This is a genomic window from Thioalkalivibrio nitratireducens DSM 14787, assembly GCF_000321415.2.
Classification (GTDB): domain Bacteria; phylum Pseudomonadota; class Gammaproteobacteria; order Ectothiorhodospirales; family Ectothiorhodospiraceae; genus Thioalkalivibrio; species Thioalkalivibrio nitratireducens.
In genome coordinates, this window is record NC_019902.2 from 3,188,321 (window position 1) to 3,204,996 (window position 16,676).

Sequence of the window (16,676 nt, forward strand, 5' to 3'; positions counted from 1 at the left end):
GCTGCCCCAAGACGGCGCACGGCTCGTGAGCGCCTACGTCGGCCGCTTCGCGCCAACCCCTTCGGGGCCCCTGCACCTGGGCTCGCTGGCGGCCGCAGTGGTCTCCTGGCTCGACGCCCGCAGCCAGCAGGGCCGCTGGCACCTACGCATCGACGACATCGACCGGCCGCGGGTCGCCGCAGGCGCGAGTGACGCGATCCTCCGCGCACTCGACTGCCACGACCTGGGCTGGGACGGCCCAGTGAGCCATCAGAGCCGCCACGGCTCCGACTACCAGGATGCGGCAGAGCGGCTGCGTGACGCCGGCCACCTGTTTCCCTGCGCCTGCTCGCGCCAGCAGGTGCTCGAGGCGGGCAGAAGCGGCTGGGAAGGACCGATCTACCCGGGCACCTGCCGCCGCGGGCTGCCGCCGTCTCGGCAGCACCGGTCGCTGCGGCTGCAGGTCACGCAGCGACACTGGACGATCGAAGACCGCGCCCTGGGCCCGGTTTCCTTCGACCTTCAGGCACTCGGTGGCGATTTCGTGGTCCGTCGGGCCGACGGGCTGTTCGCGTACCAGCTCGCAACGGTCGTCGATGATCTGGCGCTGGGCGTGACCGACGTGGTGCGGGGGATCGACCTGCTGGGATCGGTGCCGCGCCAGATGCACCTGTATCGGGCGCTGGAACAATCCCCACCGCGCTACCTCCACCACCCGGTGGTGGTCGCGCGCGACCGTTGCAAACTCGCCAAGTCTCATGGCGCAGCGCCGATACGCTGCCGCGACGCGGTGTCGACGCTGGCCCGCATCCTGAGCGCGATCGGCATCCCGGACCTGGAACCCGAGATGACCGGCGGCGGTACCGGCGCGGTGACGAGCCTGCTGGAGCATGCACTGGGGCACTGGCATCCCGCACGGCTTCCCGTGCAACCTATCGCCGCGGCAACGCTGGAGCCCGGCGGCTAGTGGGCCGTGCGGGAAATGCGGTGCCTGCTGAGCACAGCGAGACGCGCCGGAGGAAGGTGGGCGAGTGCAGAAACGGCCAAGCTGTTTCAAACTGGCCCAACGCAGCGCCGGCGTATGTGGCGAAGCGATCGGGCGCGGAACGTTCGACACGGTTCACCGGGGGCGCCGTGATGGAATCCGCCGTTCGGGCCTGCCGGGGCGCAGGCCCATGGCACAGGCACTGGGGGGAAACGTTGAGAGCAGCAGCGGCCGGCCAGCGGCCGGGAGAGCACCGATGAACCCGGCTGCTGGCGTGCTGGTCGTGCTGCTGGGAGTCCTGCTGTTCCTGTCACCGGTCCCGATGTGGGTCGCTTCCGTCGCCCCGGCCTGGTGGTGGCCGTTCGTGGCCTGGGCCGTGCTGATCGCGACCATCGCCTGCCACGTCCTCGGCCGCCGTGACCCTTAGCCTCGGCCTGCTCTACACCGTCGGTGTCTTCTACCTGGCGCTGCTGTTCGGGATCGCGTTTGTCGCCGAACGCAGCCGCACGTTCGGCCGCATCGCGGGCAACCCGTGGGTCTACACGCTATCGCTGGGCGTGTACGCAACGTCCTGGACGTTCTACGGCAACCTGGGGTTTCTCGAGGACCACGGCTACCTGTACCTGACCATCTACCTCGGGGTCACGCTGGCCTTTGCCGCGACACCGTGGCTGCTGCGGCCGATCCTGCAACTCGCCCGCGAACACCAGCTCACCTCGCTTGCGGATCTGTTCGCGTTCCGGTACCGCAGCACGCTGACCGGGCCGCTGGTCGCGCTGTTCATGCTGACCGGGATCCTTCCGTACATCGCGCTGCAGATCAAGGCGGTGGCAGAATCGGCCGCGGTCCTCACCGCCGACACGCCGCCGCACCTGCTGGCGCTGACCTTCAGCGCCACCATCGCGCTGTTCGCGATCCTGTTCGGCGCCCGCCACATCTCGCCGCGGGAGAAGCATTCGGGGCTGGTCATCGCGATTGCGTTCGAGTCGCTGGTGAAACTCCTGGCGCTGCTGATCGTTGCCGCCATCGCCCTGTACGCGGTCTTCGGTGGCCTGTCGGGTCTCGACGCCTGGCTCGACCGGCACCCGGAGGCGGTCAGCGCACTGTACGAGCCGGTCACCGGCGGCGGCTGGTACAGCCTGATGGTGCTCGCCTTTGCCGCCGCCTTCCTGCTGCCGCGGCAGTTCCACATGCTGTTCACCGAGAACATCAATCCACAGGCGCTGAACCGGGCGGCCTGGGGATTCCCGCTGTTCCTGCTGTTGCTGAACCTGCCGATGCCGGTGCTGTACTGGGCCGGCCAGGCCGCGGGACTGACCGACAATCCCAACTACTACGCGCTGGGGCTCGCGGGCTGGCTCGAGTCTCCGGCCCTCGCGCTGCTGGTCTTCATCGGCGGCGTGTCGGCCGCCAGCGCGATGATGATCGTGACCACGCTGGCGCTGGCGAACATGGGCATGAACTACCTGTCCCTGCCCGCACGCCTGCGCGAACGCCAGAGCCTGCCGGCAAACCTGTACCGCAACCTGCTCTGGGGCCGGCGCATCTGGATCGTGCTGATCATCGCGCTGGGCTACGGTTTCTACGGCCTGCTGCAGGTCGTCGAGGGTCTGGCCCAGCTCGGCCTGATTTCCTTCGCCGCGGTGACCCAGTTCCTCCCCGGACTGATCGGGCTGATGCTGTGGCCGCGGGCAACCCGCGTCGGCTTCCTGCTGGGGCTCGTTGCCGGCATCACCGGCTGGTTCTTCGCGCTGGTCGCGCCGCTGCTCGCGAACGCCGGAATCTGGGCGTCGGCGCCACGACTCCAGCACGCGATGGGCGCCGACGGCCTGGATGTCTGGACCTTCGCCCTGACGCTCAGCGTCGGCACCAACGCGTTGCTGTTCGTGCTCGGATCGATGTGGTCCCGGCCGAATCAGCAGGAGATCGAGGCCGGCCAGGCCTGTTGTCCACGCGAGCCGTTCTACACCAGCGTCGACCTGCCTTTGGCCCGGGACGTGCCCGAGATGGAGGCGGAACTCGCCGCGACACTGGGTACGATGCCCGCCCGTCACGAGATCGAACGCGCACTGGACGACCTCGGCCTGCCGCGCCACACCCGCTCGCGGCGCGATCTGCAGCGCCTGCGCGAGCGTATCGAACGCAACCTCTCGGGGCTGCTCGGACCGGTGCTGGCGCGGATGATCGTCGACCGCCACCTGCGCCTGGACGCTGCCGGACGCTCCAGCCTCAGCGAGAGCCTGCGCCGGATCGAGCAGCAGCTGGAGGATGCTCGGCTGCCACTCACCGGGCTGGCGGCGGAACTCGACGCGCTGCGCCGTTTCCACCGGCAGATCCTGCACGAGTTGCCGTTGGGTGTCTGCAGCGTGACCGCCGGCGGCGAGATCACCGGCTGGAACCACGCGTTGACGCAACTGACCGGCGTCCCGACCGAGAACGCGGTGGGCCAGGTCGTCGAACGCCTGGAACGCCCCTGGGGCGGGTTGCTGCAGGCCTTTCTCGACAGCGACGACCGGCAGCTCTACAAACTGAACCTGGAAACCCGCCACGGTCCGCGGCGCCTGAACCTGCACAAGTCCTCGCTGGAGCTCGCGAGCGGACGCCGCGAAGGCCACGTGATCCTGATCGAGGACGTAACCGCCCGGGTGCAACTGGAGAACGAGGTCGCACACAGCGACCGGCTGGCCTCGATCGGCCGTTTCGCGGCCGGCGTCGCACACGAGATCGGCAACCCGCTGGCCGGGATCGCCTCGCTCGCACAGACGCTGCCGCTGGAGGACGACCCCGACGAGATTCGGGACATTGCCGACGACATCATCGACCAGACCCGGCGAATCAACGCGATCGTGCAGTCGCTGATCGCGTTCGCCCACTCGGACACACCTCCACGCAGCCGCTTCGAGCCGGTAGATCTCGACGACGTGATCTCGGAAGCGATCCGCCTCACCCGGCTGGCCGGGCGCAAGGATCTGCACTATGCGCCAGTCGGGATCCAGGGGCTGTCGGTGGAGGGTGCACGCGCCAAGCTGCTGCAGGTGTTCATCAACCTGCTGACCAACGCGGAACAGGCCTCGCCGCCCGGTGCCACGATCCGGATCCGCGCACAGGAGACCGGCGCCCGGGTGCGGGTCGACATCATGGACCAGGGGCCGGGCATCGAGCCTTCGGCACTGGACCGGCTGTTCGAGCCCTTCTTCACGACCAAGCCCGCCGGACAGGGCACCGGGCTCGGGCTGCCGGTCGCCTACAGCATTGTGCAGGACCACGGTGGTAGCCTAATGGCTGCGAACGCACCGGAAGGCGGTGCAATGATGATCCTGACACTGCCCCTCGGCAGAAAGGCATGACACGCATCCTCCTGGTCGACGACGAGGCCGCGATCCGCCGGGGTGTGCGGCGCTACCTGGAACACCACGGGTTCGAGGTCGCACTGGCAGAAGATCTCGGCGCTGCCCGAATCCGCGCCGCGGAGGAACCCTTCGATCTGCTGCTGGCCGACCTGCGCCTGCCCGACGGCGAGGGCACCACACTGATCGGGGAGTTCCCGAACCTGCCGACGGTGATCATGACCGCCTACGCCTCGGTACCATCGGCGGTGGAGGCGATGAAGTCGGGGGCGATCGACTATATCGCCAAGCCTTTCGATCACGATGCTCTGCTGCTGACCCTGCGCGCGGCGCTGCGCAGCAGCACCCGCAGGGAGCCGCCTGTGCGCCCGCCAACGGAGACCGGCCCGGAGCACGGGCTGCTCGGGCACAGCGCGGCGATCGAGACCCTGCGCCAGCAGATTCGCCGGGTCGCGGCGACCCACTCGACGGTGCTGATCCGCGGCGAATCGGGTACCGGCAAGGAGGTCGCGGCACGCGCGATCCACGCGCTGAGCCCGCGGGCTGACAAGCCATTCGTCCCGGTGAACTGCGCGTCGATTCCGGAGGGACTGGTCGAAGCCGAACTGTTCGGACACGCCCAGGGCGCCTATACCGGCGCGGTCAAGGCGCGAGCCGGTCTGGTCGAGGCCGCCGACGGCGGCGTGCTGTTCCTCGACGAGATCGGTGAACTCGCGCCCGCCGCCCAGGCCCGGCTGCTGCGGGTGCTGCAGGAGGGCGAGATCCGCCCGGTCGGCGCAAACCAGGCGCGGCGGGTCGATATCCGGCTGCTGGCCGCGACCCATCGGGACCTCGAGGCGATGATCGAGGCGCAGGCGTTCCGGGCCGATCTCTATTACCGCCTGCGGGTGCTGGAAATCCGCATTCCGCCGCTGCGCGAGCGGCTGGAGGATCTGGAGCGGCTGGTTCCACACTGTCTGCGCGAACTGGAACGGCGCGTCGGCCGCGAGGGGCTGACCCTCAGCGACGACGCCCTCGCGCGCATGCAGGCGTACGACTGGCCGGGCAACGTTCGGGAGCTGAAAAACGCGCTGGAACGAGCGGCGGTGCTGTCCGAGGACAGCCGGATCGAATGGGAGCATCTCGGGCTCGACAGCCCCGCAGTCCAGCCCGAGGGCCAACCCCGCGGCGCCAGCCTGAACGATTACTTCCGGCGGTTCGTACTGGAAAACCAGACCCACATGAACGAGACCGAACTCGCCCGCGCCCTGGGGATCAGCCGCAAGACTCTCTGGGAACGCCGCCAGCGCGAACACCTGCCCAGGCCCTGAGCGCCGCCGCTGAAGGCTGGCTTTGGCGTCCCGGGTAGCGGATTTCGGTACGCGGCCGACATCGATGACCCGTGCGCCAAGCCCCCCGCCGCCGCGCCGCAGATCCCGGCGTTACGGACCGTAACGTCCTCCCGTTACGCGGCGTAACACGTGCCGCGTAACGGGCAAGAACACCTGCGCAACCCATTGTTTCAGCTAGCAACATGTCTTGGCACGGCCATTGCTGCTGGTCGCACAATCCCTGCTGACCTGCCAGGCTGCCCATGTCCGATGCGCTCGACACCACCCGGGAATTCCTGAACGCCCACGCGCCGTTCGACCGGCTCGAACCGGACGCACTGGAGTTCCTGCTGCCGCGCCTGGAGTCCCGTTTCTACGCCAGCGGCGAGCGCATCACCGACCCCGATGCCGGCCCGGCACGGCGCTTTCACATCATCCGCCAGGGTCGGATCCGCGGGGAGAATCCCAGCGAGGACGAGCAAGTCTCCGGCAAGGCCTGGGAACTGGTGCCCGGCGAGAGCTTTCCGATCGGCGCGCTGCTCGGACGGCGTCCGGTGCATACCGTGCATCGGGCGCTTGAAGACACGCTCTGCCTGGAACTCTCGCTCGAGGACTTCGACCGCCTGCGCGCCCGCTCGCCGGTCTTCAACGATTTCTGCTCGCGCCGGCTGGCCAGCCTGCTCGACCGACTCCACCAAGGACTGATCGCAGGCCAGCTGGGTCACTCCGGCGCCAGTGGACAGCTGAACACGCCGCTGGGCGCACGGGTTACCCGCGAGCCGGTCACCTGCAGCCCGGACACCCCGCTGCGCGCTGCGCTGACCACGATGCGCGACCAGAAGGTCGGCTCCATCGTCGCGGTGGATGGTGAAGGACGACCGCTGGGCATCTTCACGATGACCGACCTGCTCTCGCGGGTGACGCTCGAGGAACGGCCGCTGGATACGCCGCTGCGACAGGTGATGACACCGGACCCGATCGCCCTTCCGGACTCGGCGTTGGGTTTCGAGGGCATCGAGACCATGGCCGATCACGGCATGAAGCACATCTGCGTGGTCGCGAACGAACGCCTGGTCGGAGTGCTCGGCGAGCGCGACCTGCTGAGCTCCCACCCGCTGACGCTCGACCGGCTGGTGCGCGGGATCCTTCGTGCCGATGCCGTGTCCACGATCGCCGACCACCTGCGCGAGATGCCACGCCTGATCGGTGCGGTGATCCACCAGGGCGCCGAGGCCGACCAGATCCTGCGCCTGATCACGCGCATCAACGACCATGCCACACGGCGCGTGCTGACGCTGCTCCGCTCACGCCACGACATCGCGGACATCGGTTTCACCTGGCTGGCCTTCGGCTCGCAGGCGCGCGAGGAACAGGCGCTGACGACCGACCAGGACAACGGAATCCTGTTCCGCTGCGAGCCGGGACAAGAGGACGAGACCCGGGAACGCCTGCTGCCGTTCGCGCAGGGGGCCAACCAGGCGCTGGCGGAATGCGGGTTCGAACTCTGCCCCGGAGACGTGATGGCGGGGAACCCCGAGTGCTGCCTGAGCGGCGCCGAATGGGAGCGGCGCTTCAGCCGCTGGATCGATCAGGGGACGCCGGAGCATCTGCTGAAAAGCTCGATCTTCTTCGATCTGCGCGCGATCGACGGCGATTCAGGTCCGGTGGAGAAGCTGCGCTCCGAGCTGCTGCACAAGACGGCGTTCAACAGCCGCTTCCGGCGCCAGATGGCGGCCAACCAGATGCGATTCCGGCCGCCGCTGGGGCTGTTCGGCGAGATCCGCAGCGGCTCCGACGGCATCAACGTCAAGCTGCATGGGCTAACGCCGTTCGTCGATGGCGCGCGGGTGATGGCGCTGGCCGCGGAACTGCCCGCGACCCGTACCCACGAGCGCCTCGACCAGGCGGTGTCGGCCGAGATCCTGCGCGAGGACGACGCCCACGACTACCACGCCGCACTGCGCTACCTGCAGATGCTGCGCCTGCGCAGTCAGCAGCAGGCCCTGGCAGAGGGCCGCGAAGGCGGCAACCGCATCCGCCCGGAGGAACTCGGCGCCCTCGAGGGCCGTGTGCTCAAGGAGGCCTTCCGGCAGGCCCGCAAGCTGCAGGGGCAGCTTGCCGTTCAGTACCAGCTCTGACCCCGCGTCGGCGGGAACGCTTTCACCCAAACCCCAAGGAGTAACGCCATGACACAACAGGAAAGCAGGGCCGCCTACTGGCGGGCCAACCTGCGACTGCTGACCATCCTGCTGACCATCTGGTTCGTAGTGTCCTTCGGCCTCGGCATCCTGCTGTCGCAGCAGTTGAACCACATCAGCCTCGGTGGCTATCCGCTCGGCTTCTGGTTCGCCCAGCAAGGCTCGATCTACACCTTCATCGTGCTGATTTTCGTTTACGCCTGGCGCATGAGTGTGCTGGACCGCAAGTTCGACGTACACGAGGACTGAGACAGCCATGGATCTCAAGACACTGAGTTTGTTGGTCGTCGGTGCGACCTTCGCGATCTACATCGGCATTGCAATCTGGGCCAAGGCGAGCAGCACCAGCGAATTCTACGTGGCCGGCAAGGGCGTGCCGCCGGTCCTGAACGGCATGGCCACCGCGGCGGACTGGATGTCCGCTGCGAGCTTCATCTCGATGGCCGGCCTGATCGCGTTCCTCGGCTTCACCGGGGGCGCGTACCTGATGGGCTGGACCGGGGGCTACGTGCTGATGGCGCTGCTGCTGGCCCCCTACCTGCGAAAGTTCGGGAAGTTCACGGTGCCCGAGTTCATCGGCGACCGTTTCTACTCGAAAGCCGCACGGATCGTCGCGGTGATCGCGCTGCTGGTGATGTCGATCACCTACGTGATCGGGCAGATGCGCGGAGTGGGCATCGCCTTCTCGAACATCCTCGAGGTAAGGCTGGAGTACGGCCTGGTCACCGGCATGGCCGTGGTGTTCATCTACGCGGTGTTCGGCGGAATGAAGGGCATCACCTACACACAGATCGCGCAATACGTGATCATGATCTTCGCCTACACCGTGCCGGCCGTGTTCATCGCAATCCAGCTGACCGGAGCGCCACTGCCGCAGATCGGCCTGGGGTCGACGCTTGCGGGCGAGGACACCTACCTGCTGGAGGCACTCGACCGGACGCTGGTGGATCTCGGCTTCGCGGCCTACACCTCGGTTGCCGGCATGAGCATGCTGAACATGTTCCTGCTGACGCTGGCGCTGATGATCGGCACCGCCGGCCTGCCCCACGTGATCATCCGCTTCTTCACCGTGCCGCGCGTGCGCGACGCGCGCAAGTCCGCCGGCTGGGCGCTGGTGTTCATCGGCATCCTGTACACCACTGCGCCCGCGGTCGGTGCGATGGCGATGTACAACCTGATCAAGACCGTGCAGCCCGGCGAGATCGGGGATCCGCAGGGAAACCTGGTGATCGACGAGCGTCCCGACTGGATGCTGCGCTGGGAACGCACCGGCCTGCTGGAGTGGGAAGACAAGAACGACGACGGCCGTCTGCAGTACTACAACGACGCCAACCCCGAGTTCGCCGAAATGGCGCGCGAGGAATTCGGCTGGGAGGGCTCCGAATTCACCCGGATCGACCGCGACATCATGGTGCTCGCGAACCCGCAGATCGCCAACCTGCCAAACTGGGTGATCGCGCTGGTCGCGGCGGGAGGGATCGCGGCGGCGCTGTCGACCGCTGCGGGCCTGCTGCTGGCGATCGCGTCGGCGATCTCGCATGACCTGCTGAAAGGCGTGTTCATGCCGAAGATCTCTGAGAAACGGGAACTCCTCGCGGGACGCGTCGCGATGGGGGCCGCGATCCTGTTCGCGGGCTACCTGGGTCTGAATCCACCCGGCTTCGCGGCCGAGGTGGTCGCCCTGGCCTTCGGACTTGCCGCGGCGAGCCTGTTCCCGACGCTGATGATGGGGATTTTCGTCAAGCGGATGAACCGCGAAGGCGCGATCGCCGGAATGCTGGCGGGCCTGATCAGCACCCTGTTGTACATCTTCCTGTACAAGGGCTGGTTCTTCTTCCCCGGCACCAACGTGTTCCCCGACACCGCCGAATACTGGCTGTTCGGCATCAACCCGACCGGCTTCGGTGTGATCGGTGCGGTGCTGAACTTCGTCGTCGCCTACCTGGTGATGAAGGTTACCAAGGCGCCGCCGGAGCATATCCAGCACCTGGTGGAGGACGTGCGTGTGCCGCGCGTCGGAACGGGTTCGTAAACCACCAGCCGTATGCCAGGCCCGCCGCTCGGCGGGCCTGGCCCCTGGGCCGGACCGAACCGCAAGGGCATGCATGCCATTGCCCTTGCGGTTCCATCTGGGGTAAACGGGGAATATGGACGCGGAATTACGGGAGATACGCGATTTCCTGGCCGCGAGCCCGGATTACGCGGTGTTGCCGGAGCCGGCGCTGGACCGCCTGCCCCGGCAGTTGGTCGTACGCTACCTGCGCCGGGGCAGCCCGTTCCCGCCCGTTCCTGCGGACGCCGGCGACCTCTGGCTGGTGCGCACCGGAGCGATCGACCTGCGCACGCGGCAGGAAGAACTGCTGGACAAGCTGGGCGAAGGCGACGTGTTCGCGGTTCCCGGCGACGACGGCGCGGAGGTCATCGGACGAGTCGTCGAGGATGCGCTGTTCTACGTGTTGCCAGCGCCGGAGGCGCGCGAACTGCGGCGCCAGCACCCGGAGTTCGCCGACCGTTTCGATCTCGCCAGCCGCCGCCCGCTGCAGCGGGCGCTGGCGGCCTTCCAGGGTTCCGCCGGCCGTGGCGACAGCGTACTGACCGTTTCGGTGGGAGAACTCGTGACCCGTGCTCCGGAGCATATCGGTCCCGACGCGACCATCCAGGACGGGGCTCGCCACATGAGCGAGCAGGAGGTTTCGGCGCTGCTGGTGATGGCGGACGACGAACTGATCGGAATCGTCACCGACCACGACCTGCGCAAACGCTGCCTCGCGACCGGGCGTTCGCGCCAGGAACCGATCGGCAGCATCATGAGCAGCCGGCTGCAGAGCGTAACACCGGAGACACCGGCATTCGAAGCGCTGCTGCTGATGTCACGACTGGACATCCACCACCTGCCGGTTCTTGCCGGCACTCAGCCAGTGGGGCTGATCTCCACCACGGACCTGATTCGTCACCAGGGCACCAATGCGGTCTATCTCGTACGCGACATTCGCCGCTGCGAGTCGGTCGCCGCCCTCAGGCGCGTGACGCAGGCCCTGCCGGAACTGCAGATCCACCTGGTGCAATCCGGGGCCACCGCGTTGCACCTGGGCCAGGCGGTGACGGCGGTGATCGACGCGCTGACGCGACGCCTGCTGAAACTGGGCGTGGCCGAACTCGGAACGCCGCCCGTGCCTTTCGCCTGGCTCGCCTGCGGATCCCAGGGACGACGCGAGCAGACGGTTCACACCGACCAGGACAACGCACTGATCTATGCCGACACCCGCGATGCCGGCACCGATGGATACTTCCAGCGTCTGGCCGAGTTCGTCACCGACGGACTTGACCAGTGCGGCATTGTCTACTGCCCGGGCGAGGTCAGCCCGCGCTCGCCGCACTGGCGGCGCACGGTCATCGGCTGGCGCGACGAATTCGCCCGCGTGCTGCGCAGTCCCGACCGCAAGGCGGCCATGCTCGCCGCGCATTATTTCGACCTGCGGGTGGTGCACGGCGACGCGCTGCTGTTCGAACCGCTGCGCGCCGAAGCCCTGCGTTACGCCGTCACGCGGCGCCCGTTCCAGGCGCAGCTCGCCGAGAATGCCCTGGACTCCCCGCCCCCGCTGGGCTTCTTCCGGCAACTGGTGCTGATCCAGGGGGGCGATCAAGCCGATACGCTGGACGTGAAAAAGCAGGGCCTGCTGTTGGTCACCGCCCTCGCTCGGGTCTATGCACTGCAGGCCGGGGTTCCGGGTCTGCACACCCTGGACCGTCTGCGCGGCGCGGTGGAAACCGGCGTAATCGGCCAGGACGACGGCGCCAATCTCTGCGGGGCCTACGAGACCCTGGCCTCGCTGCGCGCCCAGCATCAGACGCGCCAGATCAAGCGGGGCGAGCGCCCCGACAACTTCATCCCGCCCAGAACCCTGTCGCCGCTGGAACGCGGCCACCTGAAGGATGCGTTCGGAGTGATCGCGACGATGCAGAAGAACCTGCGCGCGCGCCTGGTCGGCCGGGGAACGCCATGATCCGCCCCGGCCCGTGGATCTTCTGCTGGCGCCGCCGGCGGCTGGCCCTGCGCCTGCCCGATATCCCGCTGCGAACATACCTGAAACGCAGGATGCCGGGACTGTGCGGCGATTGCCGCGACACGCCATTCCTGGCGGTGGATCTCGAGACCACTGGCCTGAACCCCGCGCGCGATCAGATCCTGAGCATCGGCTGGGTCGCGATGGACGGCCTGTCGATCCGCCTGGAGACCGCACGACAGACCTGGGTGCGCCCGTCGCAAGCGATTCCGGAGGCCAGCGCCGTCATTCACCGTATCACCGACGACCAGGCGGCCAGGGGAGGCAGTCTCGGCTCCGCTCTGGCACTGTTGCTGCGGGCGCTGGAAGGACGGGTGATGCTGGCCCACCACGCGGCCGTGGAACTGGGTTTCCTGGACCGCGCCTGCGTGAGCGAGTACGGATACCCGTGCATGATTCCAACCGTGGACACGCTGCGCCTGGCGCAGGAACAACTGGCCCGCAGGCAGGAAGCGGTCCGCTCGGACGGGCTGCGCCTCGGGGCCCTGCGCGAGCAGTTCAACCTGCCTCCCTACCGCTCGCACGACGCATTGAGCGATGCACTGGCTGCAGCCGAGCTGTTCTGTGCCCAGGTCAGCCACCGCGCGGGCGACGGTCCGCTGCCGCTGCAGCAGGTGCTGCACCGCCCGGGTGCCCTGTGGTGAGCCGGGGACCGATACCGCAGATGAGCCCCGAAACCCGCGTGCTATCCTCTTCGGGCTTCACTTCCGGCGCCGCGATGCACAGCAGGCCCGCGGCAGGAAATCCGGCACCCGACAGGAACCCGGCAGAACGTCCCGTGAACCCACGAGCCCTGAACCATTCTGGAGGCAAGAGATGAGTGACACGATCGAATCCGCGCTGCACGAGAACCGGCACTTCCCGCCGCCAGCCGACTTCGTGGCCAACGCCCGCCTGAAACCGGAGGAGGCCGAGGCGCTGTACCGCAAGGCCGAGGAGGATCACGAAGGCTTCTGGTCCGACCTCGCGCGGGAAAAGATCACCTGGCACAAGGAATTCAGCGTCGGACTCGACGACAGCCGGGCCCCGCACTACGCCTGGTTCACCGACGGCCGGATGAACGTCTCCTACAACTGCATCGACCGGCATCTCGACCAGCGCGGTGACAAGCCCGCGATCATCTTCGAGGGCGAGAACGGCGATACGCGCACCTACACCTACCGGGATCTGTACAACGAGGTGGGCAAACTCGCGAACGGGCTGCGCGCGAGCGGCGTGAAGAAGGGCGACCGCGTGGTGATCTACATGCCGATGATCGCCGAGGCCGTGATCGCGATGCAGGCCTGCGCGCGCATCGGTGCGATCCACTCGGTGGTCTTCGGCGGCTTTTCGGCAGACGCACTGCGCGACCGCATCGACAACTCGGGCGCCGAGGTCGTGATCACCGCCGACGGCGGAACCCGTGGCGGCCGCGTGGTCTCGCTGAAGAAGACCACGGACAAGGCGCTGGAGATCAGCAGCGGTACGGTCCGAAACGTGATCGTCTGCAAGCGGGCCGGCAACGAGGTCAATATGACCGAGGGCCGGGACGTTTGGTGGCAGGATCTGGTGGCCGATCAGCCCGCCGACTCCGAGCCGGAATGGGTGGAATCCGAGCACCCGTTGTTCCTGCTCTACACCTCGGGTTCGACCGGCAAGCCCAAGGGGATCCAGCACGCGAGCGCGGGCTATCTGCTGAACACGATCGTCACCAACGAATGGGTCTTCGACCTGCACGACGACGACGTCTTCTGGTGCACCGCCGACGTCGGCTGGGTCACCGGGCACTCGTATGTCGCCTACGGACCGCTGGCGATCGGGGCCACACAGGTGGTCTACGAGGGCGTGCCGACCGTTCCCGACGGCGGGCGCTGGTGGAAAATGTGCCAGGCACACGGGGTGACCGTGTTCTACACCGCACCGACCGCAATCCGCGCGCTGATGAAACTCGGTGACGAGTTTCCCGGCCAGTACGACCTGTCGAAACTGCGCCTGCTGGGCACGGTCGGCGAACCGATCAACCCTGAGGCCTGGATGTGGTACTACCGGACGATTGGCGGCGAGCGCTGCCCGATCGTGGACACCTGGTGGCAGACCGAAACCGGCGCTCACATGATCGCGCCGCTGCCCGCGGTAACCACGCTGACGCCCGGTTCCTGCACCCGCCCCCTCCCGGGAATCGTCGCCGACGTGGTGAACGAGGAAGGCGAGAGCCTGGGGCCGGATCAGGGAGGCTTCCTGGTGATCAAGAAGCCCTGGCCATCGATGCTGCGCACGGTCTGGCAGGACGACAACCGCTACAGGTCGACCTACTGGCCGAAGTTCGGCGGCAAATACTATCTCGCCGGTGATTCCGCACGGCGCGACCCGGACGGGAACTTCTGGATCATGGGCCGGATCGACGACGTGCTGAACGTCTCCGGCCACCGGCTCGGAACGATGGAGATCGAGTCGGCGCTGGTCGCGCACGAGGCCGTCGCCGAGGCTGCCGTGGTCGGGCGGCCGCACGACGTGAAGGGCGAGGCCATCGTCGCGTTCGTGATACTGAAGGACGAGCGGCCCACCGGAACCGCAGCCGAGGAAATGGTGAAGGCGCTGCGCGACTGGGTCAGCGAGCATATCGGCCCGATCGCGAAACCCGACGACATCCGCTTTGCCGATGGCCTGCCCAAGACCCGTTCCGGTAAGATCATGCGCCGCCTGCTGCGCTCGATCGCGAAGGGCGAGGAGATCACATCCGACACCTCCACGCTGGAGAACGAGGCCGTGGTCACCCAGTTGCAGGGCAAGGCGTAGGCGGGCGTACGGCAGCGCTGCGAGTCAACCGACGCCCCAGACCTCGAGCCCCCCGGCGGCGACGGTAGCCGCCGGGGATCCCGGGTGCGATCGGGCAGCACGACGCGACCGCTGCGTCCGCGGCCTGTGCCGCCGCGAGGGCCTTCCGTTGACGCTACCGGGACCCGGTCCTAGTATTCCGGGTCCGCGTTGCCCGGAAGCCCCGCCGATGACTTATTGTGTTGCGATCAAGCTCGACGAAGGCCTCGTCTTCGCCTCCGATTCGCGGACCAATGCGGGGGTGGATCAGGTCAGCACCTACAGCAAGATGCACAGCTTCGAGACCGAGGGCGACCGGCTGTTCATCGTGCTCACCGCCGGCAACCTCGCGACCACGCAGGCGGTGGTGAACCGCCTGAAGCGCGAGATGGAGGAAGGCGTCGAGGGCAGCTTCGCCGATGTCGTCCACATGTCCGATGCCGCCGAGTATCTGGGCCGCGTGAACCGGGAGGAGCAGGATAAGCACTCCGAAGCGCTGTCCAAGTCCGGCATCGTCGCCGAGGCCACGCTAATCCTCGGGGGGCAGATCCGCGGCGGGGAACCCGAGATCTACCGGGTCTACCCGCAGGGCAACTACATCACCACCAGCCAGCACACGCCTTTCCTGCAGATCGGCGAGAGCAAGTACGGCAAGCCGATCCTGGACCGCATTCTCGCGCCGTCGACGCCGCTGGGGGATGCCGCACGCTGCGCACTGGTCTCGATCGATTCGACCATGCGCTCCAACCTGACGGTCGGCCCGCCGATCGAGGTGTTCGTTTACGAGACCGACTCGTTCGCCTTCGAACACTATCTGTGCCTGGAGGCCGACGACGACTACCTGCGGTCGCTGACCCATACCTGGGACGAAAACATCCGCAGGGCGTTCGTCGACCTGCCCCGCTTCGACTGGGAAACGACCCGCACGCGCAAGAAACGCGGGACCCAGGTGCACGCGGCCCCCGGGCGCAGCGGCCGCAAGAGTGCCCGCTGACGCCCGGGCCGCCCCGGGCGAACAGCGCCTGCGGGCCGTCGGGAACGGACCGTGGACGTCAGGGCCTCAGGCGGCCTTCTCGATCCGGAACCAGGTGTCGACGACGGCCGTGTGAATCTCGCCGATATCCTGCTGCAGCGTGTCAATGAACCCATGCAGCCGATCCTCCGCGATCAACTGGTCGACGTCGGCGCCGAGCGCGTGCCGGCGCGCCTGCATCACCAGCCTCAGCGGCAGTTCGTTGCGCGGCAAACGCTCCAGCGCCTCCTGCACGTAACGCAACGAATGTGCGACCGCACGCGGAAACGGCACATCCTGCAGCAGGAAACGCACCACATCGACCCCATTGATTCGCCGCTTCACGTGCTGGCGGTACATCTGGAAACCGCTCTGGGAACGCAGGATGCCGGTCCAGAGCAGCCCGTCGTACGGAGTCGGATCGGCGGTCTTCTTCAGGTAGCGGATCGCGCCGACGTCGATCTGGCGGCTGGTCATGTCGGCACGCTCCAGGTTGCGTCCGAGGCGGATGAAGTCGTAGGCCGCGTCGTGACTCATGCAGCCTGCGAGCAAGCCGGTGAGCGTCTGGCAGCGCTGCACGATCTCGGTCAGGAACTGGTAGCGCGCGCGCTTGCCGATGCCATTGTCGATATTGTCCCGCGCGAACAGGTACAGTTCGTTCACGACCTCCCACGCCTCGGAAGGCACCAGATCGCGCGTGGTGCGCACGTTCTCCCGCGCGGCCTTCAGCGAACTGAGCACCGAGCTCGGGTTGTAATGGTCGGCGACGAGGAACTTCACGCAATTGCGCTCGTCCTCGCGCTGGTAGTGCGCGTCGAACACGTGTTCGTTGCCGGTGACCGCGACCAGCCCCTTCCAGGACAACTGCACGGTCTTGGGCATATCCAGCGAGACCAGATGGAACGAGATGATCATGCGTGCGGTGTTCTCGGCCCGTTCGACGTAACGCGCCAGCCAGTAAACACGCTCGGCCACCCTGGAGAGCATC

12 protein-coding genes are annotated in these 16,676 nt (G+C 67.4%); 11 read left to right on the top strand and 1 reads right to left on the bottom strand.

Going from position 1 to position 16,676, the window contains the following annotated elements:
• The first annotated feature begins 25 nt into the window (after nucleotides 1-25).
• From gluQRS to TVNIR_RS14630, 11 genes are all read left to right on the top strand, one after another.
• Nucleotides 26-946: a tRNA glutamyl-Q(34) synthetase GluQRS gene (gene gluQRS, locus TVNIR_RS14585; protein WP_015259836.1), complete on the top strand. Its 921-nt coding sequence runs from the start codon at nucleotides 26-28 to the stop codon at nucleotides 944-946.
• Between the two features lie 274 nt (nucleotides 947-1,220).
• Nucleotides 1,221-1,391 (top strand): hypothetical protein, encoded by a 171-nt coding sequence (locus TVNIR_RS20050; RefSeq protein ID WP_015259837.1) that lies wholly within the window; start codon nucleotides 1,221-1,223, stop codon nucleotides 1,389-1,391.
• Entirely contained in the window at nucleotides 1,381-4,311 is a 2,931-nt protein-coding gene (locus tag TVNIR_RS14590) for an ATP-binding protein (protein WP_015259838.1), read from the top strand. The genes TVNIR_RS20050 and TVNIR_RS14590 overlap by 11 nt, the downstream gene beginning before the upstream one ends.
• Nucleotides 4,308-5,621, top strand: a complete 1,314-nt coding sequence (locus tag TVNIR_RS14595; RefSeq protein WP_015259839.1) for a sigma-54-dependent transcriptional regulator — start codon at nucleotides 4,308-4,310, stop codon at nucleotides 5,619-5,621. The genes TVNIR_RS14590 and TVNIR_RS14595 overlap by 4 nt, the downstream gene beginning before the upstream one ends.
• 263 nt (nucleotides 5,622-5,884) lie before the next feature.
• Nucleotides 5,885-7,759 (top strand): DUF294 nucleotidyltransferase-like domain-containing protein, encoded by a 1,875-nt coding sequence (locus tag TVNIR_RS14600; protein ID WP_015259840.1) that lies wholly within the window; start codon nucleotides 5,885-5,887, stop codon nucleotides 7,757-7,759.
• A gap of 48 nt (nucleotides 7,760-7,807) precedes the next feature.
• Nucleotides 7,808-8,068, top strand: a complete 261-nt coding sequence (locus TVNIR_RS14605; protein ID WP_006748461.1) for a DUF4212 domain-containing protein — start codon at nucleotides 7,808-7,810, stop codon at nucleotides 8,066-8,068.
• A 7-nt stretch (nucleotides 8,069-8,075) separates the two neighbouring features.
• The gene (locus TVNIR_RS14610; RefSeq protein WP_015259841.1) at nucleotides 8,076-9,851 is read left to right on the top strand and encodes a sodium:solute symporter family protein; all 1,776 of its coding nucleotides are present in this window, start codon (nucleotides 8,076-8,078) and stop codon (nucleotides 9,849-9,851) included.
• 115 nt (nucleotides 9,852-9,966) lie between these two features.
• Complete coding sequence (locus tag TVNIR_RS14615) at nucleotides 9,967-11,823, top strand: putative nucleotidyltransferase substrate binding domain-containing protein (RefSeq protein WP_015259842.1); 1,857 nt, start codon at nucleotides 9,967-9,969, stop codon at nucleotides 11,821-11,823.
• Nucleotides 11,820-12,527 carry an exonuclease domain-containing protein gene (locus tag TVNIR_RS14620; protein WP_015259843.1) on the top strand — a complete coding sequence of 236 codons (708 nt, stop codon included), beginning with the start codon at nucleotides 11,820-11,822 and terminating at the stop codon, nucleotides 12,525-12,527. The genes TVNIR_RS14615 and TVNIR_RS14620 overlap by 4 nt, the downstream gene beginning before the upstream one ends.
• 172 nt (nucleotides 12,528-12,699) lie before the next feature.
• On the top strand, nucleotides 12,700-14,658 hold the full coding sequence (gene acs / locus TVNIR_RS14625) for an acetate--CoA ligase (protein WP_015259844.1): 1,959 nt from the start codon (nucleotides 12,700-12,702) through the stop codon (nucleotides 14,656-14,658).
• A gap of 208 nt (nucleotides 14,659-14,866) precedes the next feature.
• The gene (locus TVNIR_RS14630) at nucleotides 14,867-15,670 is read left to right on the top strand and encodes a proteasome-type protease (RefSeq protein WP_015259845.1); all 804 of its coding nucleotides are present in this window, start codon (nucleotides 14,867-14,869) and stop codon (nucleotides 15,668-15,670) included.
• 66 nt (nucleotides 15,671-15,736) lie between these two features.
• Here TVNIR_RS14630 and TVNIR_RS14635 read toward each other — a convergent pair whose 3' ends face one another.
• On the bottom strand, nucleotides 15,737-16,675 hold the full coding sequence (locus TVNIR_RS14635) for an alpha-E domain-containing protein (RefSeq protein ID WP_015259846.1): 939 nt from the start codon (nucleotides 16,673-16,675) through the stop codon (nucleotides 15,737-15,739).
• Nucleotide 16,676 lies beyond the last annotated feature (1 nt).